This window comes from Streptomyces coacervatus, from assembly GCF_029223485.1.
GTDB classification, from domain to species: Bacteria; Actinomycetota; Actinomycetes; order Streptomycetales; family Streptomycetaceae; genus Streptomyces; species Streptomyces coacervatus.
Window position 1 is genome coordinate 272,785 of record NZ_JARHTP010000005.1, and the last position, 25,507, is coordinate 298,291.

The following is a 25,507-nucleotide window of genomic DNA, read 5'->3' on the forward strand; positions in this document are numbered from 1 at the left end:
TTCCCTCCTCACATCCGGAAGACGCCGAACTGGGGCTCACCCAGGGGCGCGTTGGCACAGGCGGTCAGGGCGAGCCCGAGCACCTGCCTGGTCTCCAGCGGGTCGATCACGCCGTCGTCCCAGAGGCGGGCGGTGGCGTAGTAGGCGTTGCCCTGGCGCTCGTACTGCTGCCGGATCGGGGCCTTGAAGGCGTCCTCCTCGTCGGCCGGCCAGGACTCGCCGCGCGCCTCCAGCTGGTCGCGCTTGACGGTCGCGAGAACGGAGGCGGCCTGCTCGCCGCCCATGACGGAGATCTTGGCGCCGGGCCACATCCACAGGAAGCGGGGCGAGTACGCCCGGCCGCACATCGAGTAGTTGCCCGCGCCGTAGGACCCGCCGACCACGACCGTCAGCTTCGGCACACGTGTGCAGGCCACGGCCGTCACCATCTTGGCGCCGTGCTTGGCGATGCCGCCCGCCTCGTAGTCCTTGCCGACCATGAAGCCGGAGATGTTCTGCAGGAACAGCAGCGGGATCCCGCGCTGGTCGCACAGCTCGATGAAGTGGGCGCCCTTCTGGGCCGACTCGGAGAACAGGATGCCGTTGTTGGCGACGATGCCGACCGGGTGGCCGTGGATCCGCGCGAAGCCGGTGACCAGGGTCTGCCCGAACTCGGCCTTGAACTCCGCGAAGCCCGAGCCGTCGACCACGCGCGCGATGATCTCGCGTACGTCGTAGGGGGTGCGGGGGTCGACGGGCACGGCGCCGTACAGGCCGTGGGGATCGACCTTGGGCTCGACCGCGGGCCGCACCTCCCAGGGCAGCGCCCCGCGCGCGGGGAGCGTGGCGGCGATGTTCCGCACGATCCGCAGCGCGTGCGCGTCGTCCTCCGCGAGGTGGTCCGTCACGCCCGAGACCCGGGAGTGCACCTCGCCGCCGCCCAGCTCCTCGGCCGTCACGACCTCACCGGTGGCGGCCTTCACCAGGGGAGGCCCGCCCAGGAAGATCGTCCCCTGGTTACGGACGATGACCGCCTCGTCGCTCATCGCCGGGACGTAGGCCCCACCGGCCGTGCACGACCCGAGGACCGCCGCGATCTGTGGGATGCCCGCCCCGGACATCCGCGCCTGGTTGTAGAAGATCCGCCCGAAGTGCTCCCGGTCCGGGAAGACCTCGTCCTGCATGGGCAGGAAGGCGCCTCCGGAGTCGACGAGATAGATGCACGGGAGGCGGTTCTCCAGAGCCACCTCCTGGGCGCGCAGGTGCTTCTTCACCGTCATCGGGTAGTACGTGCCGCCCTTGACGGTGGCGTCGTTGGCGACGACCACGCACTCGCGTCCGCTCACCCGGCCGATCCCGGCGATGACTCCGGCGGCCGGGGCCGCCCCGTCGTACATCCCGTCGGCGGCGAGAGGCGCCAGCTCCAGGAAGGGCGACCCGGGGTCGAGAAGGGCATCCACCCGGTCCCTCGGCAGCAGCTTCCCGCGCGCGGTGTGCCTGGCCCGCGCCTTCTCGCCGCCGCCGAGCCGGGCCGCGGCCAGCTTGCCGCGCAGCTCCTCGACGAGCGCCCGGTGCGCCGCCTCATTGGCCCGCCAGGCCTCCGACGCGGGATCTGCCGCGCTCGTCAGCTCCGGTGCCTCGTGCATCCTGCGGTCCCCTCACCCAGTGGTCGACTGTTAATGAGCGTTAACCATTTCCTTCAGGTTAACGACCGCTAACCTCCCTGTCTAGAATTGCTTCCATGGCCACCAGAACCGACGCCCCCAGCCGCCGCGAGCAGATCCTCAAGGAGGCCGCACGGCTGTTCGCCGAGCGCGGTTTCCACGGGGTCGGAGTCGACGAGATAGGTGCCGCGGTCGGCATCAGCGGCCCGGGTCTCTACCGCCACTTCGCGGGCAAGGACGCGATGCTCGCGGAGCTTCTGGTGGGCATCAGCGGTCAGCTGCTGACCGGCGCCAAGCGGCGTCTGGCGGAGGCGGACGGGGGTGCGGCGGAGGCGGTCCTCGACTCGCTCATCGAGGGGCACATCGACTTCGCGCTCGACGACCGCCCTCTGATCACCCTGCACGACCGTGAGCTGGACCGCCTCCGGGACAGCGACCGCAAGCTCGTACGGCAGCTGCAGCGGCAGTATGTCGAGCTGTGGGTGGAGAGCCTGCGCGAGGTCTACCCGGGCCTGGCGGAACCCGCCGCCCGGTCCGCCGTGCACTCCGTCTTCGGGCTCCTGAACTCGACCCCGCACCTGGGCCGCCCCGGCTCGCTGCCGGGGCGCGGGGCGACGGCGGAGCTGCTGCACCGGATGGCGCGGGGGGCGTTCGCGGCGGCCGGGGCGGAGTGACGAGCGTTACGGGTTCAACTATGGACGCCTCTCCCTACCCGCCGGTACCTTTGATGTTCTGAGCAAGCGCTTAGACATGCAGTCAGGTAGCCAAGCGAAGGAGGCGGCGGTGCGCCGTACGGTGTTCAACGAGGACCACGAGGCGTTCCGGGAGACCCTCCGGGCCTTCATCGAGGCCGAGGTCGTCCCCGTCTACGACGAGTGGTTCGCTGCCGGCCAGGCGCCGCGCGACTTCTACTACAAGCTCGCCGAGCTCGGCATCTTCGGCATCCGCGTCGACGAGGAGTTCGGCGGCGCCGGCATCGACTCGTACAAGTTCGAGGCCGTGATGTACGAGGAGACGGCCCGCGCGGGCGTCCAGTTCGGCGGCTCCGGCGTGCACGTGCTGCTCGGCCTGCCGTACATCAAGATGCTCGCCACCGACGAGCAGAAGAAGCGCTTCCTGCCGAAGTTCGTCTCCGCCGAGGAGATGTGGGCCCTGGCGATGACCGAGCCGGGCACCGGCTCCGACCTCGCGGGCATGAAGACCACCGCCAAGCTCTCCGAGGACGGCACGCACTACGTCCTCAACGGCTCCAAGACCTTCATCACCGGTGGCGTCCACGCCGACCGCGTGATCGTCTGCGCCCGCACCTCCGCACCCACGGCCGAGGACCGCCGCCACGGCATCTCCCTCTTCGCCGTGGACACCAAGTCCGAGGGCTACTCCATCGGCCGCAAGCTCGACAAGCTCGGCCTGAAGACCTCCGACACCGCGGAGCTCGCCTTCGTCGACGTCAAGGTGCCCGTCGAGGACCTGCTCGGCGAGGAGAACAAGGGCTTCTACTACCTGGGCCACAACCTCGCCTCCGAGCGCTGGGGCATCGCCTTCGGCGCCTACGCGCAGGCCAAGGCCGCCGTCCGGTTCGCCAAGGAGTACGTGCAGGAGCGCACCGTCTTCGGCAAGCCCGTCGCGTCCTTCCAGAACACCAAGTTCGAGCTGGCCGCCTGCCAGGCCGAGGTGGACGCGGCGGAAGCGGTCGCCGACCGTGCGCTCGAAGCCCTCGACGCCGGCGAGCTGACGCCCGCCGAGGCCGCCTCCGCCAAGCTGTTCTGCACCGAGGTCGCGCACCGCGTCATCGACCGCTGCCTCCAGCTGCACGGCGGCTACGGCTTCATGAACGAGTACCCGATCGCCCGCCTGTACGCGGACAACCGCGTCAACCGCATCTACGGCGGCACCAGCGAGATCATGAAGACGATCATCGCCAAGGACATGGGCCTGTAAGACTCGCGAAACCCAAGAAAAAGACTGGCGGGTACAACTGTCTGCCATGAGCCAGGCACTTCAGGATCTCCTCGATCTGCTCGACCTTGAGCAGATCGAGGAGGACATCTTCCGCGGCCAGTCCCGGTCCGCCGTCGTCCCGCGCGTCTTCGGCGGACAGGTCGCGGCCCAGGCGCTGGTCGCCGCCGGGCGTACGGTCCCAGCGGACCGGCACGCCCACTCCCTGCACGCGTACTTCCTGCGCCCCGGCGACCCGGGCGCGCCCATCGTGTACACGGTCGAGCGCATCCGTGACGGCCGCTCCTTCACCACCCGCCGCGCGGTCGCGGTCCAGCACGGCAGGCCGATCTTCGCCCTGTCGGCCTCCTTCCAGACGTACGAGGACGGCCTCGACCACCAGACCCCGATGCCGCCCGCACCCGATCCGGCCACACTGCCCACCTCCCAGGAGCGGCTGCGCGGCTACGACCACATCGCGCCCGAGGTCGTGGAGAAGTTCCTTCAGGCGCGCGAGGCCGTCGATCTGCGGTACGTCGAGGAGCCGCCGTACGGCAAGTTCGGCGAGCCGCGCGAGCCGCACTCCCAGGTGTGGTTCCGCACCAACGGCAAGCTGGCCGACGACCCCCTCCTCCATGTCGTCCTCGCCACCTATGTCTCCGACATGACCCTCCTCGACTCGATCCTGCTCGCGCACGGCCGGGGCGGCTGGGCGGTCGGGGACGTGGTCGGGGCCTCGCTCGACCACGCCATGTGGTTCCACCGGCCGTTCCGCGCCGACGAATGGCTGCTGTACGACCAGGAGTCGCCGACGTCCCACGGCGGCCGCGGCCTCGGCCAGGCCCGCATCTACACGCAGGACGGGCAGCTCGCCGTCTCGGTGATCCAGGAAGGCCTGGTGCGCATCCCGCGCAATCTCGACTGAGCGCAAACTCGGTTGAGCGCAAACTCGGTTGAGATGGCCCCGCCGCCGCGCTGGGATGACCCCATGACCGAATCATGGAACTGGCGGGGCGGGCGGATCCGGGACGCATTCCTCCAGGCGGCGGACACCGTCGCCGAACTGCTCGCCGAGCCCGCCGTGGCGGCGGCCTGGACCGAACCCGGCGTCCTCAAGGACTTCAGCGTGCACGGGCTCGCCGGGCACATGTTCTGGCAGGAGCTGGCCCTGCCCGGCATGCTCGCCGCGCCCCTCCCGCAGGAGCCGGTCGTATCCCTGCGTGCGTACTACCTGGAGAAGGTCATCTGGCTGGACGCCGGTGCCGACGCGCCCGTGAGCGCCCGTATCCGCCAGGGCGGCGAGGCCACGGCCGCGGACGGGCACACGGCACTGCACGCACGCGTGCGTGAGGCGTTGGAGCGGCTGCGGGCGGAGATACCGAGCGCCCCCACCGCACGCCCGGTCCGCGTCCCCTCCTGGGGCGACTGGTCCCTCGAACTCGACGACTTCCTCCTCACCCGCCTCCTGGAACTCGTCGTCCACGCCGACGACTTGGCGTGCAGCGTGGGCCTGCCGACCCCGGAGTTCCCGGAGCGGGTGACCGCACCGGTCGTCGAACTGCTGGCACGGCTGGCGGTCCGCCGGCATGGGGCTGTGGATGTCGTTCGGGGGCTCGCTCGGGTGGAGCGGGCCCCGGCGTCCATCGCCGGGATCTAGCCGCGGTTCATGCGAGCCCCGCCGCCTCCAGCAGATACGCCGTCATCGGGTCGTAGTGACGTGGGCTCGGCACATGGTCGTCCAGCGGGACCGTCACCTGTACGGTTCCCTCCGCCTCGGCGAGGAACAGGGCCGGGTCGTTGCAGTCCGCGTAGCCCACGGAGTCGATGCCGTGCTGGCCGGCGTAGCCCGCCCAGCCGTGGTCGGCCACGACCAGGTCGGGCAGGGGGCGGCCCTCGTTCTCAAGTGCCGTGAGGATGGCCTTCATCGGCTCGCCGGAGTGGGTGTGCCACAGGGTGGCGCCGTGCTCCAGGACCGCCACGTCCGCGAGTTGCCAGACGTACCCCTCGTCCGTCTGCAGCCCCTCCGGGATCACGACGATCTCGCAACCCGCGGCGCGCAGCGCGGCGGCCGTCGCGCGGTGCACGTCGAGCAGGCCGCCCGGGTGGCCCGTCGCGAACAGCACCCGCTGCTGCCCCTCGGCCGCTTTGCGCAGGCGCGCCGCCATCCGCTCCAGACCGTCGACCGTCAGCTCGGGGTCGATGGTGTCCTGGCCGTACCGGTACTCGGGATCGTCGTTGACACCCACCCGCTCCGCCATCACCGCGAGTACGTCCTGCTCGTCGGTCCACCGGTCGCCGAGTTCCAGGCCGAGCCAGAAGTTGCGGACGCCGTTCGCGAGCTGGCGGTAGTGGGAGAGGTTGTTCTCGCGGGGCGTCGCGACATCGCCCGCAATGCGGGTCCGTACAAGGTGTTCGACGAGCTCGGCGCGGCTGGGTGTCCCGGGTATCGGCATGGAACCCATTGTGAGGCAGGTGACCGTGCGATTCCCTGGCGTCCGGCGCGCTGGGACGTGGGTCACGTACTCATCCGGACAGGCGCCCGTACCTATTGCCGCCGCAGCGCGAACCACAGCTCCATGCGTACGTCCGGGTCGTCCAGGTCCGTGTCGAGGAGCGCGGCGCAGCGGGCGATGCGCTGGCGGACCGTGTTGCGGTGGACGGACAGGGCGACGGCCGTACGGTCCCAACTGCCGTGCAGGGACAGCCAGGTGCGTAGCGTCTCGGTCAGCGCGGGGGTGCCCGCGATCGGGGCGAGGAGTGTGCGGGCGTGCGCCGCGGCCTCGTCCGGCGGCACCAGGTCCGTGAGTCCGGCACGGTCGCCGTGCCGGACCAGCGCTGCGCGGGTGGCACGGGCGCGGGCCAGTGCGCGGGCGGCCTGGGTGTCGGCGGACGGCCACGCGGACGGGGCGACCGCGGCGCTGACGCCCAGCGTCCAGCCCGGTTGCGCGGCAGGTTCGCGGTCGGCGGGCACCAGGACCCGTACGACGTCGTCCGCCAGGTCGACCAGCGGCGACCCGAGGGCCGCCCCCAGCGCGGAGGCGGCCATCGGGAGGTGGGGGTCCCCCCGCTCGAGCGAAGTCGAGAGTGGGGGAGCCTGCGCATCCGGCCGGGCATGCACCACGAGCCACGGCCCGGATCCGAGGAGGGCGGCCACATCGGCGGGCGGCGTCCCCAGCAGCAGCCGTACCAGCGCGGACGACCGCGCCGCCCCCGTGCCGCTCTGGTGCTCGCCGGTGAGGAGGGAGAGCAGGACGGCGGCGACCGAGGCGATGGTGTGGTCGCCGGGATCCCGCTGCGGCGCGGCGACCCCGAGTGCGAAGCCCCGACCGGCGCCGAGGGCATAGGCGGCGAGGTGAGTGCCGGCGGTGGTGTCGGTGGCGGAGGTGGGTGTACCCGGACCTGAGGGACGTACGACCTCCGCGAGCCCGGCCAGCGCTCCCCGTACCTCGTCGGCCTGTCCTCGCCCCGCCGACGCGATCTCCGCCCCCTCCGGCCCGTAGAGCACCGCCCATCCCCTCACCCGCTGGGCCAGCTGCCGCAGCACCGACGGCACCGGGTCCGGGCGGGACGCCGCCGCCGCGAGGCTCTGCTGGGCCTCCGTCACGCGGCGCAATTCGGCGAGGCGGGCCTGGGCCATCAGCTGCCAGACGGCGCGGGCGACGCCGGAGAACGTGGTCTGCGGAGGAACCTCGACAAGCGGCAGCTCATACGCGTCGCACGCCGCCACCAGGGCGCGCGGCACCGTGTCGTGCACGGGAGCCAGCCCGAAGCCGAGGGCCGCGCCGCCCGCCGCGACGATCCTCGACACATAGTCGTCGAAGTAGGTGCCCGAGCTTGCCGCCTCCGGGACATGGACGCCCGCCGTCAGCAGCAGCTCCCCGCCCAGCAGATACGGGTACGGGTCGGCCATCTCCGAGGTGTGCGCCCAGTGGATCACGATGCCGGGATCGGCCGGCCCAGCGATCTGCCGCAGGGCCAGATCCTCACGGGCCAGGAGTGACGCGAGGGGCACGGGTGGAGTAGGGGGAACCGCGGGATCCGGCATGGTGTGCGTTCCCTCCATTCAGCATGGGTCCAGTAGATGAAACGTACACTTCGCAGTCGCTTTCCAGCCACCTAGTGTCAGTGCTCATCACCCGCCGGCGAGACCGAGCGAAGGAGGGCCCTGTGGCCGTCGACTACACAGTCATCGTCATCTACCTGGCCGGCATGCTGGCCATGGGCTGGTGGGGCATGCGCCGCGCCAGGTCGAAGAGCGAGTTCCTGGTGGCCGGGCGCCGCCTCGGGCCCGCGATGTACTCCGGCACCATGGCCGCGATCGTCCTGGGCGGCGCGTCCACCATCGGCGGTGTCGGGCTGGGCTACCGGTACGGCCTCTCCGGTGCCTGGATGGTCTTCACCATCGGCCTCGGGCTGCTCGCCCTGTCCGTCTTCTTCTCCGCCCGCATCGCCCGCCTCAAGGTCTACACGGTCTCCGAGATGCTGGATCTCAGATACGGCGGCTGGGCGGGCGTGATCTCGGGCGTGGTCATGTGGGCGTACACGCTGATGCTCGCCGTCACCTCGACCATCGCCTACGCCACCATCTTCGACGTCCTCTTCGACATGAACCGCACCGTCGCGATCATCCTCGGCGGCTCGATCGTCGTCGCGTACTCGACCCTCGGCGGCATGTGGTCGATCACCCTGACGGACATGGTGCAGTTCGTCGTCAAGACGATCGGTGTGCTCCTGCTCCTCCTCCCCATCGCGGTCGTCAAGGCCGGCGGCTTCTCCGAGATGAAGGCCAAGCTGCCGACGTCGTACTTGGACCCGCTGGGCATCGGCGGCGAGACGATCTTCACCTATGTCCTGATCTATACGTTCGGCATGCTCATCGGACAGGACATCTGGCAGCGCGTCTTCACCGCCCGCAGCGACAGGACGGCCAAGTGGGGCGGCACGGTCGCGGGTACCTACTGTCTCGCGTACGCCCTCGCCGGCGCCGTCATCGGTACGGCGGCCAAGGTGCTGTACCCGAAGCTCGGCAGCCCGGACGACGCCTTCGCGACCATCGTCAAGGACGAACTCCCCATCGGTGTACGAGGGTTGGTGCTCGCCGCCGCCCTGGCCGCGGTGATGTCGACGTCCTCCGGCGCGCTGATCGCCTGCGCGACCGTCGCCAACAACGACATCTGGTCCCGGCTGCGGGGAGCGGTGCGTCCCTCGGGTGAGGAGCGCGACGAGGTCAAGGACAACCGGCTCTTCATCCTCGTGATGGGCCTCGCCGTGATCGGTACGGCCATCGCGCTCAACAACGTCGTCGAGGCGCTGACGGTCGCGTACAACCTGCTCGTCGGCGGTCTCCTCGTGCCGATCCTCGGCGGCCTGCTGTGGAAGCGCGGCACCGTACAGGGCGCGCTGGCCTCGGTGATCGTCGGCGGCCTCGCGGTGATCGGTCTGATGGCGGGCTACGGCATCCTCGCCAACGAGCCCGTCTACTACGGCCTTCTCCTGTCCCTCGTCGCATACGTCGCCGTGTCCCTGGCGACCCCGGCGACCGACGCGGCCGTACTCGCCGCCTGGCGGGACCGGCTCGCCGGGCGGGGCGCCCCTGAAGCCGAGGTCACCCCCGTCCCCGCTGCCCAGTAAAGTCGTACAAGAAGTAGCACATACGCGATGAAGCGTAGGAAAGAAGGCATTACCCCATGAGCAGCAACGAGACGCCCCGCGGCCCCGTCGACTCCTCCCGGATCCCGCGGTACGCCGGACCCGCGACCTTCGCCCGGCTCCCCCGCCTCGACGAGGTCGGCCGTGCCGATGTCGCCGTGGTGGGTGTGCCGTTCGACTCGGGCGTCTCCTACCGGCCGGGCGCCCGCTTCGGCGGCAACGCGATCCGCGAGGCGTCCCGGCTGCTGCGGCCGTACAACCCGGCGCAGGACGCGTCCCCGTTCGCGCTGGCGCAGGTGGCGGACGGCGGTGACATCGCCGTCAACCCCTTCAACATCAACGAGGCCGTCGAGACGGTCGAGGCGGCGGCGGACGACCTGCTGGGCACGGGCGCGCGGCTGATGACCCTGGGCGGCGACCACACGATCGCGCTGCCGCTGCTGCGCTCGGTCGCGAAGAAGCACGGCCCGGTGGCCCTGCTCCACTTCGACGCGCACCTCGACACCTGGGACACGTACTTCGGCGCGGAGTACACGCACGGGACGCCGTTCCGGCGGGCGGTGGAGGAGGGCATCCTCGACACGGAGGCGCTGTCGCACGTGGGCACGCGCGGTCCGCTCTACGGCAAGCAGGATCTGACGGACGACGAGAAGATGGGCTTCGGGATCGTCACGTCTGCGGACATCTACCGCCGCGGCGCGGACGAGGTGGCCGACCAGCTGCGCCAGCGCATCGGCGACCGCCCCCTCTACATCTCGATCGACATCGACTGCCTGGACCCGGCGCACGCACCCGGCACGGGAACGCCGGAGGCGGGCGGCATGACCTCCCGCGAACTCCTGGAGATCCTGCGGGGCCTGGCGTCCTGCAACCTGGTCTCCGCGGATGTCGTCGAGGTGGCGCCCGCGTACGATCACGCGGAGATCACGTCGGTGGCCGCGTCCCACGCGGCGTACGAACTGACCACGATCATGTCCCGCCAGATTGCCGAGGCTCGCGCGAAGTGACCCACGACCACGACCTGGAACTCCGCCCGACTCAGGCGCAGATCTCCGCTGCTCTGAATCCTCCTCCGGGCCGCAACGGCGGAGACCTGGTCGTGGAAACGCTGTCCGGGCTGGGCGCGACGACGGTCTTCGGCCTGCCGGGCCAGCACGCGCTGGGCATGTTCGACGCGTTGCGCCGGTCCGACCTGCGGTACATCGGCCTGCGGGTGGAGAACAACGCGGGGTTCGCGGCGGACGCGTACGGCAGGATCACGGGCGAGGCCGCCCCGCTTCTCCTCTCGACCGGCCCGGGCGCGCTGACGTCACTCGCCGCACTGCAGGAGGCACGCGCGGCCTCCGCCCCCGTACTGGCGATCAGCAGCCAGATCCCGACGACGGGGCTGGGCGGCGGCCGCCACGGCTATCTGCATGAACTCCCGGACCAGGCAGCCTCGTTCAGGGGCGTGGTGAAGTCGGTCCACACGGTGCGCACGCAGTCCCAGATCCCGTCGGCGATCGCGGAGGCGTGGAAGTCGGCACTGACGGCTCCGCATGGTCCGGTGTGGGTGGAGATCCCGCAGGACGTGCTGCTGGCGCAGACTTCGATCCCGGTGGTGACGGGCGGCGATGCCTTCCCCGAGGACCTGCCTCCGCGCCCCGAACTCACCGCGGTGGCGGCCGACTTGCTGTCGCGCGCGGCACGTCCGGCGATCATCGCGGGCGGGGGAGTGGTACGGGCGGACGCGTCGGGGAAGCTGAGGCAGCTGGCGGAGCGGCTGCAGGCGCCGGTCGTCGCGACTCCCGGCGGCAAGGGCGCGTTCCCCTGGAAGCACCCGCTGTCGTTGCAGTCCTGGATCGAGGACCGCCACACCACGGACTTCCTGGAGGACGCGGACGTACTGTTGGTGGTGGGCTCGGGACTCGGTGAACTGTCTTCGAACTACCACACGTTCAAGCCGCGGGGCCGGGTCATCCAGATCGAGGCGGACCTCGGCAAGCTGGAGTCCAACCACCCCGCTCTGGGCATCCACGCGGACGCGCGCCTCGCGCTGCAGGCGCTGCTGGAGACGGTGGAGGAGCGCACGGACCCCGCTGCCCCGGAGCGGGTACGGGAGGTGCTGGCGAAGGTCGCCGAGCGCATCGCCGCCCAGGAACTCACCCTGGAACAGGACGTGTTGGCGACCGTCCGCCGGGCCCTCCCCGCAGACTCCCCGTCCTTCTGGGACATGACCATCCTGGCCTACTGGGCCTGGTCGGCCTTCGATGCCAAGGGCCCCAACCTCCTGCACTCCGCCCAGGGCGCCGGCGGCCTCGGCTACGGCTTCCCGGCGGCACTGGGAGCGGCGGCCGCGGACCCGACCCGGCCGGTGCTGGCGGTCTCGGGCGACGGCGGGGCGCTCTACTCGATCGCGGAGCTGGCGACGGCGAAGCAGTACGACCTGAACGTCACCTGGCTGATCGTCGACGACGGCGGTTACGGCATCCTGCGCGAGTACATGACGGACGCGTTCGGGGAGGCGACGGCGACGGAGCTGACGCGGCCGGACTATGTGGCGCTCGCCGCGTCCTTCGGTGTCCCGGGGGTCCTGACGACCCCCGAGACCCTGGAGACCGACCTGTCGAAGGCGCTGTCGCAGCCGGGACCTTCAGTGGTCGTGCTGCCCGCTGTGCTGCGGATGTTCGCGCCCACGCATCTGGAGGGCTGACCCCTACCAGATCGCGTCCACCCACTCCGGGTGGTCGATGAACGGGTTGCGGTTGTGCTGGTACGTGTCGTAGATGACCTGGTTGCGGTTCTCCTCGAAGGTGCTCGGCGGGTCCTCGTCGTTCCACTGCTTGAGGACCGAGAGCTTGCCGATGTACGGGGCGCTGCCGTTGTCGACCTTCTCGTCGGGTTCCAGGTCGGCGAAGCCGTCGCCGCCGTCGTAGCGCACCGCCATGTAGAGGATCATGCGGGCCACGTCGCCCTTGTCGGCGTCGCGCGGTTCGAAGGAGTCGGAGTCGGTGAGGCTGCCGCCGCCGTTGCTGACGGTGCTGCCGCCGTTGTCGAAGTCCTTGTCGCCGCGGATGCTGTTGACCGTGACGTCCGCCGGGCGCAGGTGGTGGAGGTCGGTGCCGGGGCCGGTCGCGGTGCCGAAGTCGCCGTGGGACTTGGCCCATACGTGCTCGCGGTTCCAGTCGCCCGTGTCACCGCCGTTGAGGGACTTGGCGCGGGAGACGCCGCTGTACAGCAGGATCACGTTGTTGCTGTTGTTCGGGTCCTGGTCGGTGACCTTCAGTGCGTCCCAGACCGCGGAGTACGAGATCTTGCTCTGGCTGCTGATGATGGTGTGGAGGGACGACTTGAGGCTCGCGCCCGTCTTGCCGATCGCGTTCTTGTAGTACGTCGAGTCGTAGTCGGTCGTCGTGGCGGCGGCCGAAGTCGCGGTCAGGGCCGGGGCGGTGAGGCCGACCAGGACGGCTGCGGTGGCCAGGGCCACCGACTTCCAGCGGCGGGTGCGTGTCGCCAGCATGTGGGGGTTCCCATCTACGCGGGTTGAATGGAGGCGGCAAGAAGGAGGGTGACATGGACATGAGGTCCGGCAGGTAAACGGGACGTAAAAAGAGGCCTCCGACCGTGGGGTCGGAGGCCTCTTCGGTGCCGGTGTCCGTCAGCTGACGTCCGACGGGTCCAGACGGTAGATCGTCGAGGTGTTCGACGTGTTCGACTGGTTCGAGGAGTTCGATGAACTCGACGACTTCGACGACTTCGACGAGCTCGACGACTCGGACGTCGCGTTCTTGCTGTACGCGCTCTCCTTCACCGCCGTGCCGTGCTTCTTCACCCAGGCCGTGAGCTCCGAGTTGGCGTTGTTGCCGCCGCCGGGGCCGCCGCCCATGCCGCCGCCGAGCTGGATGTAGTGCAGCTCGCCCTTCTTCACCAGTTCCTTGAGCTTGGCGAGGGTCATCGCCTTGTCGGAGCCGGTGAAACCGAACATGGAGATGACGGGCTTGCCGGTGCTGAGGATCATCTGGCCCGCGCTCTGCGAGTTGGAGACCGCGATCAGCCACTTGGCGCCGTCCTGGTGCTTCTCCAGGTACGAGATGAGCTGGCTGTCGGCGCCGCCCATTCCGCCGCCGCCCATTCCGCCATCGCCGCCGAAGCCGCCGCGAGTGTCGGAGCTGCTGTTGCCGCCGGGAGCAGTGCCGTTGGCGCCGCCGCCCTGAGCGCCGCCGCCGGGGAACTCCCCGTTCATGCCGCCCTGTTGGCCGCTCTGTCCGCTCTGGCCGTTGGGTGCGCCGCTGGGAGCACCGCCGCCCTGCGGGAGTTCGCCGTTGCCGCCGCCCGGTGTCATCTGACCCTGACCGCCGCCCGGCATCTCGCCGTTCGCCTGGCCACCCTGCTGGGTCCCGCCCTGCTGGGTGCCGCCCGGCATCTCGCCGCCGCCCGGACCGCCGTTGCCGCCGCCCATGCCGCCCCGGCCGCCGCCGGGACCGCCCATGCCGCCGCCGGTGGACGGGCCCGCGGTCGGGTTGGTGCCGCCCATCATGCCGCCGCCGGAGGAACCGAAGGCGGGCGAGGCCGCGTACGCCGTCGGACCCGCGAGGGCCGCCACGATCGCCGCGACGACGGACGCGCCGAGCAGCCGGATCCGCGTACCGGAGCTAGCGGACCGGAGGACGAACAGGCCCACGATCGCCAGGACCATCAGCACACCGACGACCGGCCACAGCCAGGTGTTCCAGCCGGTCGCCCGGCGCAGCAGCACGATCGCCCAGATGCCGGTGACGGCCAGACCGGCCGGAAGGACCCAGGTCCAGCGGGCGTCACCGCTGCGGAAGGCGCGCCACAGCATGACGCCGCCGGCACCCGTCAGCGCCGCGATGCCGGGGGCGAGTGCGGTCGTGTAGTACGGGTGCATCGTGCCCTCGGCCATGGCGAAGGTCAGGTAGTGCAGCACCAGCCAGCCGCCCCACATGATGAGTGCGGCGCGCGTGGCGTCGGTGCGCGGGGCGCGGCCGCACAGCACCAGGCCGGCCACGAGCGCGAGGAACGCGAAGGGGATCAGCCAGGAGATCTGGCCGCCGAGGATGTCGTTGAACATACGGCCGATGCCCGCCGTGCCGGCGAAGGTACCGCCTCCGCCACCGCCGCCTCCGCCGTTGCCCTCGCCGCCGAGGACCCGGCCCAGGCCGTTGTAGCCCATGATCAGGTTCCAGGCCGAGCCGTCGGTCGAACCGCCGATGTACGGCCGGTCGTCGGCGGGGACGAGGGAGACCGCCGTCGCCCACCAGAAGCTGGAGACCGCCAGTGCCACAGCCGCCAGGACCAGGTTGACGACCTTCTTCTTCCAGCCGAGCTTCGACGCGTAGACGTACACGGCGAAGACGGCCGGCAGGGCGATATAGCCCTGCAGCATCTTGGTGTTGAAGGCGAGTCCGAAGCACACGGCCGAGCCGATGAGCGGCAGCAGCTTCTCGTTGCGGACGGACCGGAGCGCGAGGGCCGCGCCGCCGACCATCAGCAGCACCAGGATGGTGTCGGGGTTGTTGTCGCGGTTGATGGCGACGGTGATCGGCGTCAGCGCGAGGACCAGCGCCGCGATGGCGGCGGCCACATGGCCGAAGTACCGCTTCACGGAGGTGTGCAGGATCCAGATCGTGCCCAGCGCGGCCCCGATCTCGGGCAGCATCATCTGCCAGGTGCCGAAGCCGAAGACCCGGCAGGACAGGCCCATGATCATGAGCGCGAACGGCGGCTTGTCGACGGTGATGAAGTTCCCGGCGTCCAACGAGCCGAAGAACCACGCCTTCCAGCTCTTCGTGCCGCTGTAGATGGCCGCGCTGTAGAAGCTGTTGAGGCTGTTGCCGGACAGGTTCCAGGCGTAGAGCGTCGCCGCCAGGACGAGGATCGCGATCAGCGCGGGCAGCGACCAGCGGGGCGCCTTCTCGTCGGGCGCCGCGGCGGGCGGGGCCGGCGGCGGCCAGTCGGCGGACGCGGGCTCGGTGTGGGGGTGGGGATCGGTGGCAGATGTCACCACTGCACCATGGCGGGGGCTGATGGGCGCGGGCTGTGTTCTGCCTGGGGGCAGGCTGTGGATGGATGAGAAGCGGGTAAGAGCACGGCGGTCGCTACTATCAGCCGAATATCCACGGACATGGGATCGGCTGGGAAATGGAATTGAGCGGGACGCCGGACCTCGGTCGCGCTGGGGAGCCCGGCACCATACGTTTCGTGCTCGGTGCGCTCGGTACGCAGCTGACCGTGTTCACGATCGCCTTCGGGGCGATCAGCTTCCTGGAGACGAGTGCGTACTACGCGATGCCCAGGGCGCTCACTCTGGCCGGGGAAAGAGGGCTCCTCTTCGGCGTGGCGATGTCCTTGGGGACTATCGCCGCTCATCTCGTGCGCGTGAAAAGGACGTTGGGCCTTTCCGCCGACTCCCTCCGTTCCGTCCACCGCGCGGATGTCGTCCTCCCCGGTCCGGTCGACGGTGCGGCGCTCCGGGAGTCGATGCGGCCGGTGCCCTGGGTACGGGGGGTCACGGCCGTCGGTGCCGGGCAGTTCCGGGTGGACGCGGGATTTCGGTGGTCCGTCCAACGGACGATCGGCGTAACCGTGGACGGCAGCCGGGTGACAGTGGAGGTCAGAGCCAGACACCCACTGCTCTTCCCTGCCTCCGGCCCAGGACGCCGTATCTTCGACCAACTCCGGGACGCCCTTAGCGCTAGAAACCCCCGGCCTTGAGGGCCGAGACGAACGTTGACCAGTTGGCGGACCCGAAGAGCAGCGCGGGGCCCTGCGGGATCTTGGAGTCGCGGACGGGGACGCCGGCGGGGTGGTTGTCGAGGACTTCGAGGCAGCTGCCGGCTTCGTTGCCGCTGTACGACGACTTGCGCCAGCCGCTGAGCGTGGCGGCGTTGGAGATGGCGTACTCAGGCATCGGTCCCGTAGTCCTTCGCTTTGGCGTTCAGTAGGGCGAGCGACTCGCGCAGCGGCAGTGCATCGCTCAATGCCAGATGGTAGGCGCCCTGCAACTGTTCGACGATGGCCGGGGCGTCGTGAACCTTGGCGACCCGAATGCCTTCCGAATAGGCCACGGGGGGCTGGTCCTCGAACCACATCAGGCTCAACATGCCCTGCATGACCGGATAAGCCCCCGTCCCGCGCGGCATCACATGCACCCGGACCCGGCCGCTCTCGACGAGGTGAACGAGGTGCCGGAGCTGATCCGCCATGACGTCCCGGCCGCCCACCAGTCGGTGCAGCACGCCCTCGTCGAGGAGCGCCCAGAAGGCGGGTGTCACCGGATCGTCGAGGAGCTTCGTGCGCTTGAGCCGTGTGACGAGGCGCTTGTCACGCTCCTTTTCGCTGAGCGGAGGGAACGTCGTGCTCAGAACGGCCTGCGCATAGCTCTTCGTCTGGAGGAGTCCGGGTACGAACGTCACCGCGGACTCTCGGATCATCACCGCCTGTTTCTCCAGTTGCAGTGCCGCCTCGAAGTAGTCGGCGACCGCCTCGTCTTCCTGCGGCAGAAAGCTGGTCAGTACATCCCCTGTGCCCAAGGCCATGTCCAGCCGTCGAGCGTCCTCCCTCGACGGCATCCGGCGCCCCGCCTCGATGTGCGCGATGTGCGAGCGCGTCATGAACGCCATGTCAGCCAGCTCTTGCTGCGTCAGTCCCGCTGCCTCGCGCCGCTGCCTGAGCCACTCACCGTACGTGTTGCTCATGTCCAACTCCCTTGCGACAAAGGCCTGGTCACACAGAACCCTCTGGCGAGCCTAGCCCGCTCCGTCTCACTCTGTGTGTGGATCGCTACAGAACGCGATACCTCGCGAACTCAAGGAAGTTGACAACATGAAGCACCTTCTTCGACGCCTCTTTCGCCGACGCCGGTCGGCGGCCCCCGTGGCCCGCGAGGTGGCCGCTCCGGCCGTGCCGCTCGGCGTCGGCGTCGGGTCGATCGGCATGCCCGCAGTAGTCGTGAAGGCCGGCCGGTGACGGGCGGCGCACGCCTGCTGCCCTGGGCCGGTGCGGCAGGTCAGCCCTGTTACCTGGTCGGTGACGGGACCGGGTACGTCTCCCGGGTCGCCGACAGTGTGGAGATCCTGCAGCTCCGTATGGCGGGCGAACTCCTCGACCACGCCGCCGACATGCTGGCCGACCGCAAGGCCACGTCCGCGCAACTCCACTTCCTGGCATCCCGTATGGCTGAGGCGCTCCGTGACGTTCACCGCATCGCGGAGAGCCGGGGTGGGCGCCTTCCTCCACCTGCGCACGACGCGCTTGACGAGATCGACGTTCCTGGCGGCGCCGAGAGCCCCGTACCGGGTGACTGACCCCCTTGGGGAACGCGCGTACAACTTTCGGCCATCTCCACGAGTCATGAGGGGCGAGTGCGCCATGAGCGCACTCGTGTCGGTTCAAGGGGATGGGAAGCCTCCATGACTCACCGGATATCCCGGGGCGCTCGCGTGCTCGCAGCAAGCCTCGGTGCAGGCGTGATCGTGCCGCTGGCGGCAGCAGCGCCCGCCGCCGCGGCCACGACACCAGCAGTCAGCTGTACGTCCTCGACGGCCGGGCTCGCCACCAAGCTCCAGAAGGACATCACCGCCGCCCTCGCGAACCGCACGGGCACCATCGCGGTCGGGCTCTACGACCGCTCCACGAACACCTCCTGCTCGCTGCGGGCCTCGTCCTCGTACGACTCGGCGAGCGTCGTGAAGGTGACCGTCCTCGCCACGCTCCTCTGGGACGCGAAGCGGCACAACCGCTACCTGACCGACACCGAGGTCTCGCTCGCCAAGGCCATGATCACCCAGTCGGACAACGCCGCGACCAGCAAGCTCTGGAAGCAGCTGGGCCTGACGAAGATCAAGGGCTTCCTCGCCGCGGCCGGGATGACGAAGACCGTCCCCGGCGCGAACGGCTACTGGGGCCTGACCCAGATCAACGTCACCGACGAGCAGAAGCTGCTCAAGCTGATCACCGCGCAGAACACGGTCCTGAGCGACAACTCCCGTGCGTACATCCTGAAGTTGATGAGCCAGGTCATCTCCTCGCAGCGCTGGGGCACGCCGTACGGAGCGCCCTCCGGCGTCTCGGTCCACGTCAAGAACGGCTGGCTGCAGCGCTCCACGCACGGCTGGCGGGTGCACAGCGTCGGCACCTTCAACGGCGGCGGCCACGACTACATGATCACTGTGCTCACCTGGGGCAACAGCACCATGAACTACGGCATCACGACCATCCAGGGCGTAGCGAAAGTCATTCACAGGGATCTTGCCGCGAGTTGACCCCTGCCGGTCTCCCGCCCGTCACCCACCCGTCCTACGGTGACGCCCATGCGCCTGAGAACCGTACTCGCGACCACCACCGCGGCCCTGGCGGCGGCCACCTGCCTGACCGCCGCCGGGCCCGCCAATGCCCTTGAGAACCACGCCTGTTCGCCCTCCGTCTCCATCGACCGTTTCTCCGACGCGCTCGACAAGACGACGTACGACGGCACTTTCGCCGGCAACTTCTCCGCGCTCGCCGTGGACCGGGACGGGTCCCTGGCCGCCCTGGAGGACCGCTCCTCCCTCTTCAGCCTGGACGCGAAGACCCTCCAGCCGAAGTCCGTCGTCCGGCTCGCCGACGAGAAGGGCGCCGCGCTCGACAGCGAGGGCCTCGTCATAGACGGGGACGGCACCCGTCTCATCACCTCGGAGACCGAGCCGTCCGTACGGCGCTACAGCCCCGACGGCAAGATCCTCGACCGTCTGCCGGTCCCGTCCTCACTCCTCGTCGCCCCCGCCGGGCGCGCCACGTCCAACCAGACCTTCGAAGGCCTGACCCTCCTCCCCGGCGGCCACACCCTGCTGGCGTCCATGGAGAACGCGATCTCCGGCGACTCCCCGACCATCGTCCGCTTCCAGACCTGGACCCGGACCAAGGGCAACCACTTCCGCCTCGCCGCCCAGTACGCGTACCCGCTCGACCCCGGCCTCGGCGTCCCCGAGGTCCAGGCCACCCCCGACGGCCGCCTGCTCGTCCTGGAGCGCGGCTTCACCTCCGGCGTCGGCAACACGGTCCGCCTCTACCTGGCCGACCCGCGCCACGCGACGGACACCAGCGGCATCGAGAACCTCACGGGCCAGGCCGGCGTACGCCTGATCAGGAAGACCCTCCTCGCGGACATCGTGAACTGCCCGTCACTGGGAGCGACCGCCAAGCAGCCCCAGCCGAACCCCCTCCTCGACAACATCGAGGGCATGACGATCACGGGGCGCGACGCCCGGGGCCGCCTGAAGGTGCTCCTGGTCAGCGACGACAACCAGAACGCGGCGCAGACGACGCGGTTCTATTACCTGCGGGTACGTATTTGATCCCTGCCTCCCGATTTGTTGCGGCGGGATGAAATCCGCGCCCGTCCGCGTTGGTGCTTCCGGTAGATCAGGACGTCAATCAGGACGTCAAGACGTCAACTGGAGGCACCGGCGTGGAACCGCAACGGGGATGGGCACGACGGCTGGCGGCATACGCCTGGCGCTACCGCGAGGACGTCCTCCTCGCCCTCGGCTCCTCCCTTGCCGGTATGGCCGTGATGGCGCTGGTCCCGCTGGTCACCAAGGTGATCATCGACGACGTGATCGGCAACCACAGCCGCGGCATGGCCCCCTGGGCCGGCCTGCTGCTCGGCGCCGCCGTCGTCGTCTACGTCCTCACCTACATACGCCGCTACTACGGCGGCCGTCTCGCCCTCGACGTCCAGCACGATCTGCGGACCGAGATGTTCGAGACGATCACCCGGCTCGACGGCCGCCGCCAGGACGAGCTCTCCACCGGCCAGGTGGTCGGCCGCGCGACCAGCGACCTGCAGCTCATCCAGGGCCTGCTCTTCATGCTCCCGATGACCATCGGGAACGTCCTGCTCTTCGTGATCTCGCTCGTGATCATGGCCTGGCTGTCGCTCCCGCTGACGCTGGTCGCCCTCGCCGTGGCCCCCGCGCTCGCCTATATCGCCAAGCGCAGCCGCTCCAAGCTCCACCCCGCCACCTGGTACGCCCAGGCCCAGGCCGCCGCCGTCGCGGGCGTGGTCGACGGAGCCGTCAGCGGCGTACGCGTGGTGAAGGGCTTCGGGCAGGAGGACCAGGAGACGGGCAAGCTGCGCGAGGTGGGCCGCCGCCTGTTCGCGGGCCGGCTCCGCACGATCCGGCTGAACAGCACCTACACGCCCGCCCTCCAGGCCGTCCCCGCCCTGGGCCAGGTCGCCATGCTCGCGCTCGGTGGCTGGCTGGCGGTCCGCGGGCACATCACCCTCGGCACGTTCGTCGCCTTCTCCACGTATCTCGCCCAGCTGGTCGGCCCGGTCCGGATGCTCGCCATGGTCCTCACGGTGGGGCAGCAGGCGCGGGCCGGTACCGAGCGCGTCCTGGAGCTCATCGACACCGAGCCGTCCATGACGGACGGGACGAAGGAACTTCCCGCCGACGCGCCCGCCACCGTCGAGTTCGACGACGTCTCCTTCGGCTATGACCACGAGCGCCCGGTCCTGGACGGCCTCAGCTTCGAGATCCGCCCCGGCGAGACCCTGGCCGTCGTCGGCTCCTCCGGCTCCGGCAAGTCGACCGTCTCCCTCCTCCTCCCGCGCTTCTACGACGTCACCCACGGCGCCGTCCTCATCGGCGGCCACGACGTCCGCGAGCTCACCCTCGACTCGCTGCGCGCCGCGATCGGGCTGGTCCCCGAGGACTCCTTCCTCTTCTCGGACACGGTCCGCAGCAACATCGCCTACGGCCGTCCCGACGCGACCGAGGAGGAGATCCGCAAGGCCGCCCGCGCCGCCCAGGCGGACCGTTTCATCACAGAGCTCCCCGACGGCTACGACACCAAGGTCGGCGAGCACGGCCTCACCCTCTCCGGCGGTCAGCGCCAGCGCGTCGCCCTCGCCCGCGCGATCCTCACCGACCCGCGTCTCCTCGTCCTCGACGACGCCACCTCCGCCGTGGACGCGCGCGTGGAGCACGAGATCCACGAGGCGCTGAAGCAGGTCATGCAGGGCCGCACCACGCTCCTCATCGCCCACCGCCGCTCCACCCTCAACCTCGCCGACCGCATAGCCGTCCTCGACGCCGGCCGTCTCGCCGACATCGGCACCCACGAGGAGCTGCAGGAACGATCCGCCCTCTACCGCCGTCTCCTCACCGACCCCGACGAGCTCGGCGGCGTCTCCCCCGGCCACACCCGGCCCGCCGTACCGGCCGAGGACACCTCCGCACGAGACTCCGTACAGGACTCCATACGGGACGAGCTGGACGCCGACTTCGACGCCGGGCGCGGGCTGACGCCCCGCCTGTGGACCGGCGACCGCGAGCCCAAGGACACCGCGCTGGCGGGGACGCCGGCCACCCCCGAACTCCTCGCCGAGGTCGACGCGCTGCCCCCGGCGACCGACACCCCGGACATCGACGAGGCGCGGGCGGTGCGGCCGGAGGAGTCGTACGGCCTGAAGCGGCTGCTGCGTGGCTTCGGGCTCCCGCTGCTGGTCAGCCTGGCCCTCGTCGCCGTGGACGCGGGCATGAGCCTGCTGCTGCCGATCATGATCCGGCACGGCATCGACCAGGGCGTCACCAAGCTCGCCGTCGGTGCGGTCTGGTCGGCCTCGCTGCTGGCGCTGTTCGCCGTGCTGGTGCAGTGGGCGGCGCAGCGGGGCGAGACACGGGTGACCGGGCGCACGGGGGAAAGGGTCCTGTACTCGCTCCGGCTGAAGATCTTCGCCCAGCTCCAGCGGCTCGGACTCGACTACTACGAGCGGGAGTTGACCGGCCGGATCATGACGAGGATGACGACCGACGTCGACGCCCTCTCCACCTTCCTGCAGACGGGTCTCGTCACCGCCTTCGTCTCCGTCGTCACCTTCTTCGGCATCATGGTCGCCCTGCTGGTGATCGACATCCAGCTGGCGCTCGTCGTCTTCGCGACCCTGCCGCCGCTGATCGTCGCCACGTTCTTCTTCCGGCGGGCCAGCGTGAAGGCGTACGAACTGGCGCGTGAGCGTGTGTCGTCGGTGAACGCCGATCTCCAGGAGTCCGTCTCCGGGCTGCGGATCGTGCAGGCCTTCCGGCGCGAGGGCGACGGGGGCCGGCGGTTCGCCGAGCGCAGCGACAGCTACCGGCAGGCCCGTATCCGGGGGCAGTGGCTGATCTCCATCTACTTCCCCTTCGTGCAGCTCCTGTCGTCCGTCGCCGCCGCTGCCGTACTGATCGCGGGCGCGGGACGCGTCGACGACGCCACGCTCACGACCGGCGCACTGGTCGCCTACCTCCTCTACATCGACCTGTTCTTCGCCCCGGTCCAGCAGCTCTCCCAGGTCTTCGACGGCTACCAGCAGGCCACCGTCTCCCTGGGCCGCATCCAGGAACTCCTCCAGGAGCCGACCTCCACCAAGTCCGCCGACGAACCCCTCGAAGTCCTCTCCCTGCGCGGCGAGGTCGCCTTCGAGGACGTGCACTTCGCGTACGGCGAGGGCGAAGAGGCGCTCGGCGGCATCGAGTTGAGCATCCCGGCCGGACAGACGGTCGCGTTCGTCGGCGAGACCGGCGCCGGCAAGTCGACCCTCGTCAAGCTCGTGGCGCGCTTCTACGACCCCACGGGCGGCCGGGTCACGGTCGACGGCCAGGACCTGCGCACCCTCGACATCACCTCCTACCGGCACCGTCTCGGCGTCGTCCCGCAGGAGGCGTACCTCTTCCAGGGCACCGTCCGCGACGCCATCGCCTACGGCCGCCCGGACGCCACCGACGCCGAGGTCGAGGCGGCGGCCCGTGCCGTCGGCGCGCACGAGATGATCGCCACGCTCGACGGCGGCTATCTGCACGAGGTCGCCGAACGCGGCCGCAACCTCTCGGCCGGCCAGCGCCAGCTGATCGCCCTGGCCCGCGCGGAACTCGTCGACCCCGACGTCCTCCTCCTCGACGAGGCCACGGCCGCCCTGGACCTGGCCACCGAGGCCCAGGTCAACCAGGCGACCGACCGCCTGGCGGGCCGCCGTACGACCCTGGTGGTCGCCCACCGCCTGACCACCGCCGCCCGCGCGGACCGGGTCGTGGTGATGGATCACGGGCGGGTGGTGGAGGACGGCACGCACGAGGAGCTGCTGCAATTGGGCGGCACATACGCCGGGTTGTGGCGGACGTTCGTGGGGGCCGACGCGCCTGTGGTGGCCTGACCGGCGGTCGCACCGCTCGGCCTTGGCGGGCCTCCCGGGCAAGGAGCCGGTGGGTGGGTCCTGCTGACGGTCGCTGACGACCGTGCAACCATCCGACATACGTCGTGCGTCCGTACACCCGTACGCTCTTCGCCGGGGTACGGGAGGGATGACAGTGGACAGTGGTGCGATACGGCGGCGGCTCGGGGTGCTCCTGACTGTGCTGACCGCTTCCGGGCTGCTCGCGGTCGCGGCCGCGGGGGAGGCGCAGGCCGCCGACCCCTCGTCCTGCACGGGCCGCAAGATCAGGACGTTCTCCTTCTCCACCGGTTCCGTGAAGCTCTACAAGAGCGGCAGCTACCTCTGCGCCGTCACCGTCCCCAGGGGCGGTAGCGGCAAGCGCCCGATGATGGTCAGCCTGCAGGCGCGCGGCTTCGAGCCCGTCGTCGACAAGGGTCAGTTCACGCAGCACGCCGGACCGGTGCGCTCGTACGTCGGACACCGCACGGTGTGGATCAAGGGCTCGGTGGGCGAGGGGTCCTACGACTCCGGTGGCTGGAAGCGGTACTGAAGTTCCCCATATCCCCTGGTGTGAACGGGAGTTGCTCCGATAGCTTCCGCTCGCACATCTGACTCACAGGGGAGGGTGCATGCGCAAGGCGCTCAGATGGCTGCTGGCGCTCACGGTGCTCATAGGCACATTGAGCACGGCCGGGGCGGCCACCGCCGCCGAGCCGGAGGCCAATGGCACGGAGAAGGCTGCTACCGACATCAAGGATCAGCTGCTCTCCATACCGGGGATGAGCCTGATCGAGGAGAAGCCGTACACCGGCTACCGCTTCTTCGTCCTCAACTACACCCAGCCGGTCGATCACAGGGATCCGTCCAAGGGCACGTTCCAGCAGCGAATAACCGTGCTGCACAAGGACGTTTCGCGCCCGACGGTCTTCTACACCGGCGGCTACAACGTCTCCACCACGCCCAGCCGCCGCGAGCCGACCCAGATCGTGGACGGCAACCAGGTCTCCATGGAGTACCGCTTCTTCACGCCCTCCCGGCCCGCTCCGGCCGACTGGAGCAAACTGGACATCTGGCAGGCGGCCAGTGACCAGCACCGTATCTTCAAGGCGCTGAAGAAGATCTACACCGAGAACTGGATCTCCACCGGCGGTTCGAAGGGCGGCATGACCGCCACCTACTACAAGCGCTTCTACCCGCGCGACATGGACGGCGTCGTCGCGTACGTCGCCCCGAACGACGTCGTCAACGACGAGGACTCCGCCTACGACCGCTTCTTCACGCAGGTCGGCACCAAGGAGTGCCGCGACCGGCTGGACGCCGTACAGCGCGAGGCGCTGGTGCGCCGGGAGCCGCTGGAGAAGAAGTACGCGGCCTACGCGGCGGACAACGGCTACACCTTCCACACCCTCGGCAGCCTGGACCGGGCGTACGAGGCCGTCGTCCTCGACTACGTCTGGGGCTTCTGGCAGTACAGCCTGGTGCGGGACTGCGACACCATCCCGGCGGACGCGAAGACCGCGACCGACCAGGCGATCTGGGACTCCGTGGACACCATCTCCGGCTTCTCCTTCTACACGGACCAGGGCCTGGAGCCGTACACGCCGTACTACTACCAGGCGGGCACGCAGCTGGGCGCGCCGGACATCAACTTCCCGTACATCGAGAAGAAGTACATCCGGTACGGCTACGAGACGCCGCGGAACCTGGTCCCGCGCGACATCCCGATGAAGTTCCAGCCGTACGCGATGCGGGACGTCGACTCCTGGGTGCGGCACCACGCCCACCACATGCTCTTCGTCTACGGCCAGAACGACCCGTGGGGCGCGGAGCGCTTCCGCGTCGGCAAGGGTGCGAAGGACTCCTACGTCTTCACGGCACCGGGGCTGAACCACGGCGCCAACGTCGCCGGTCTGGTCGCGGACCAGAAGGCGCTGGCCACCGCCCGCATCCTGGACTGGGCCGGTGTCCCCGCCCCTTCCACGGCGCAGGCGAAGCCGCTGGCCCCCTTCGACCGGAAGCTGGACGTGCCGGACGTGGAGCGCGAGCCGGCGCTGCGACCATAAGACCGTAGGGCCCCAACTCTCCTGCTGCGCCCGGCAGT

22 protein-coding genes are annotated in these 25,507 nt (G+C 69.9%); 15 read left to right on the forward strand and 7 right to left on the reverse strand.

Annotated elements, in window-relative coordinates:
- Positions 1 to 8 precede the first annotated feature (8 nt).
- Positions 9 to 1,625, reverse strand: coding sequence for a carboxyl transferase domain-containing protein (locus P2Q00_RS14975; RefSeq protein ID WP_275772974.1), 1,617 nt, complete (start codon positions 1,623 to 1,625; stop codon positions 9 to 11).
- A gap of 95 nt (positions 1,626 to 1,720) precedes the next feature.
- Between P2Q00_RS14975 and P2Q00_RS14980 the strand changes: the two genes are divergently transcribed.
- From P2Q00_RS14980 to P2Q00_RS14995, 4 genes are all read left to right on the forward strand, one after another.
- Positions 1,721 to 2,317, forward strand: a complete 597-nt coding sequence (locus P2Q00_RS14980; RefSeq protein WP_275772975.1) for an SACE_7040 family transcriptional regulator — start codon at positions 1,721 to 1,723, stop codon at positions 2,315 to 2,317.
- Between the two features lie 109 nt (positions 2,318 to 2,426).
- On the forward strand, positions 2,427 to 3,584 hold the full coding sequence (locus P2Q00_RS14985) for an acyl-CoA dehydrogenase family protein (protein WP_275772976.1): 1,158 nt from the start codon (positions 2,427 to 2,429) through the stop codon (positions 3,582 to 3,584).
- A 46-nt stretch (positions 3,585 to 3,630) separates the two neighbouring features.
- A complete protein-coding gene (locus P2Q00_RS14990; protein ID WP_275772977.1) occupies positions 3,631 to 4,506 on the forward strand; it encodes an acyl-CoA thioesterase in 876 nt (291 codons plus the stop codon).
- A 63-nt stretch (positions 4,507 to 4,569) separates the two neighbouring features.
- Positions 4,570 to 5,238, forward strand: coding sequence for a maleylpyruvate isomerase N-terminal domain-containing protein (locus P2Q00_RS14995; RefSeq protein ID WP_275772978.1), 669 nt, complete (start codon positions 4,570 to 4,572; stop codon positions 5,236 to 5,238).
- Positions 5,239 to 5,245: 7 nt separating this feature from the next.
- Here the strand turns inward: P2Q00_RS14995 and P2Q00_RS15000 are convergent, their stop codons facing one another.
- Positions 5,246 to 6,034: a phosphatase gene (locus P2Q00_RS15000; RefSeq protein WP_275772979.1), complete on the reverse strand. Its 789-nt coding sequence runs from the start codon at positions 6,032 to 6,034 to the stop codon at positions 5,246 to 5,248.
- Between the two features lie 92 nt (positions 6,035 to 6,126).
- The gene (locus tag P2Q00_RS15005) at positions 6,127 to 7,626 is read right to left on the reverse strand and encodes a PucR family transcriptional regulator (RefSeq protein WP_275772980.1); all 1,500 of its coding nucleotides are present in this window, start codon (positions 7,624 to 7,626) and stop codon (positions 6,127 to 6,129) included.
- A gap of 122 nt (positions 7,627 to 7,748) precedes the next feature.
- On the opposite strand from P2Q00_RS15005, the gene P2Q00_RS15010 reads away from it, so the two are divergent.
- The 3 genes from P2Q00_RS15010 to P2Q00_RS15020 are packed head-to-tail and all read left to right on the forward strand — an operon-like array spanning position 7,749 to position 11,922.
- Positions 7,749 to 9,212, forward strand: a complete 1,464-nt coding sequence (locus P2Q00_RS15010; protein WP_275772981.1) for a sodium:solute symporter family protein — start codon at positions 7,749 to 7,751, stop codon at positions 9,210 to 9,212.
- A gap of 56 nt (positions 9,213 to 9,268) precedes the next feature.
- Positions 9,269 to 10,237: an agmatinase gene (gene speB / locus P2Q00_RS15015; protein WP_275772982.1), complete on the forward strand. Its 969-nt coding sequence runs from the start codon at positions 9,269 to 9,271 to the stop codon at positions 10,235 to 10,237.
- Entirely contained in the window at positions 10,234 to 11,922 is a 1,689-nt protein-coding gene (locus P2Q00_RS15020; protein ID WP_275772983.1) for a thiamine pyrophosphate-binding protein, read from the forward strand. The genes speB and P2Q00_RS15020 overlap by 4 nt, the downstream gene beginning before the upstream one ends.
- 3 nt (positions 11,923 to 11,925) lie before the next feature.
- On the opposite strand, the gene P2Q00_RS15025 is transcribed toward P2Q00_RS15020, so the two are convergent.
- Both P2Q00_RS15025 and P2Q00_RS15030 read right to left on the reverse strand, forming a co-directional pair.
- Positions 11,926 to 12,729: an endonuclease I family protein gene (locus P2Q00_RS15025; RefSeq protein WP_275772984.1), complete on the reverse strand. Its 804-nt coding sequence runs from the start codon at positions 12,727 to 12,729 to the stop codon at positions 11,926 to 11,928.
- Positions 12,730 to 12,867: 138 nt separating this feature from the next.
- Positions 12,868 to 15,234, reverse strand: coding sequence for a mannosyltransferase YkcB-related protein (locus P2Q00_RS15030; protein ID WP_275772985.1), 2,367 nt, complete (start codon positions 15,232 to 15,234; stop codon positions 12,868 to 12,870).
- Positions 15,235 to 15,431: 197 nt separating this feature from the next.
- Between P2Q00_RS15030 and P2Q00_RS15035 the strand changes: the two genes are divergently transcribed.
- The gene (locus tag P2Q00_RS15035; protein ID WP_275772986.1) at positions 15,432 to 15,944 is read left to right on the forward strand and encodes a hypothetical protein; all 513 of its coding nucleotides are present in this window, start codon (positions 15,432 to 15,434) and stop codon (positions 15,942 to 15,944) included.
- On the opposite strand, the gene P2Q00_RS15040 is transcribed toward P2Q00_RS15035, so the two are convergent.
- Together P2Q00_RS15040 and P2Q00_RS15045 are read right to left on the reverse strand one after the other, a co-directional pair.
- Complete coding sequence (locus P2Q00_RS15040) at positions 15,925 to 16,140, reverse strand: DUF397 domain-containing protein (protein WP_275772987.1); 216 nt, start codon at positions 16,138 to 16,140, stop codon at positions 15,925 to 15,927. The genes P2Q00_RS15035 and P2Q00_RS15040 overlap by 20 nt on opposite strands.
- On the reverse strand, positions 16,133 to 16,927 hold the full coding sequence (locus tag P2Q00_RS15045) for a helix-turn-helix domain-containing protein (protein WP_275772988.1): 795 nt from the start codon (positions 16,925 to 16,927) through the stop codon (positions 16,133 to 16,135). Before P2Q00_RS15045 ends, P2Q00_RS15040 begins: the two co-directional genes overlap by 8 nt.
- Before the next feature lie 127 nt (positions 16,928 to 17,054).
- Here P2Q00_RS15045 and P2Q00_RS15050 point away from each other — a divergent pair, with 127 nt between their 5' ends.
- The 7 genes from P2Q00_RS15050 to P2Q00_RS15080 all read left to right on the forward strand — a co-directional run bounded on the left by P2Q00_RS15050 (position 17,055) and on the right by P2Q00_RS15080 (position 25,469).
- A complete protein-coding gene (locus tag P2Q00_RS15050) occupies positions 17,055 to 17,198 on the forward strand; it encodes a hypothetical protein (RefSeq protein WP_275772989.1) in 144 nt (47 codons plus the stop codon).
- Positions 17,195 to 17,536, forward strand: coding sequence for a hypothetical protein (locus P2Q00_RS15055; protein WP_275772990.1), 342 nt, complete (start codon positions 17,195 to 17,197; stop codon positions 17,534 to 17,536). Before P2Q00_RS15050 ends, P2Q00_RS15055 begins: the two co-directional genes overlap by 4 nt.
- A gap of 105 nt (positions 17,537 to 17,641) precedes the next feature.
- Positions 17,642 to 18,493 (forward strand): serine hydrolase, encoded by an 852-nt coding sequence (locus P2Q00_RS15060; RefSeq protein ID WP_275772991.1) that lies wholly within the window; start codon positions 17,642 to 17,644, stop codon positions 18,491 to 18,493.
- Between the two features lie 48 nt (positions 18,494 to 18,541).
- The gene (locus tag P2Q00_RS15065) at positions 18,542 to 19,564 is read left to right on the forward strand and encodes an esterase-like activity of phytase family protein (RefSeq protein WP_275772992.1); all 1,023 of its coding nucleotides are present in this window, start codon (positions 18,542 to 18,544) and stop codon (positions 19,562 to 19,564) included.
- A 113-nt stretch (positions 19,565 to 19,677) separates the two neighbouring features.
- The gene (locus P2Q00_RS15070; protein WP_275772993.1) at positions 19,678 to 23,406 is read left to right on the forward strand and encodes an ABC transporter ATP-binding protein; all 3,729 of its coding nucleotides are present in this window, start codon (positions 19,678 to 19,680) and stop codon (positions 23,404 to 23,406) included.
- 154 nt (positions 23,407 to 23,560) lie between these two features.
- Positions 23,561 to 23,956 (forward strand): hypothetical protein, encoded by a 396-nt coding sequence (locus P2Q00_RS15075; RefSeq protein ID WP_275773178.1) that lies wholly within the window; start codon positions 23,561 to 23,563, stop codon positions 23,954 to 23,956.
- 79 nt (positions 23,957 to 24,035) lie between these two features.
- Positions 24,036 to 25,469, forward strand: coding sequence for a S28 family serine protease (locus P2Q00_RS15080; RefSeq protein WP_275772994.1), 1,434 nt, complete (start codon positions 24,036 to 24,038; stop codon positions 25,467 to 25,469).
- The last annotated feature ends 38 nt before the right edge of the window (positions 25,470 to 25,507 follow it).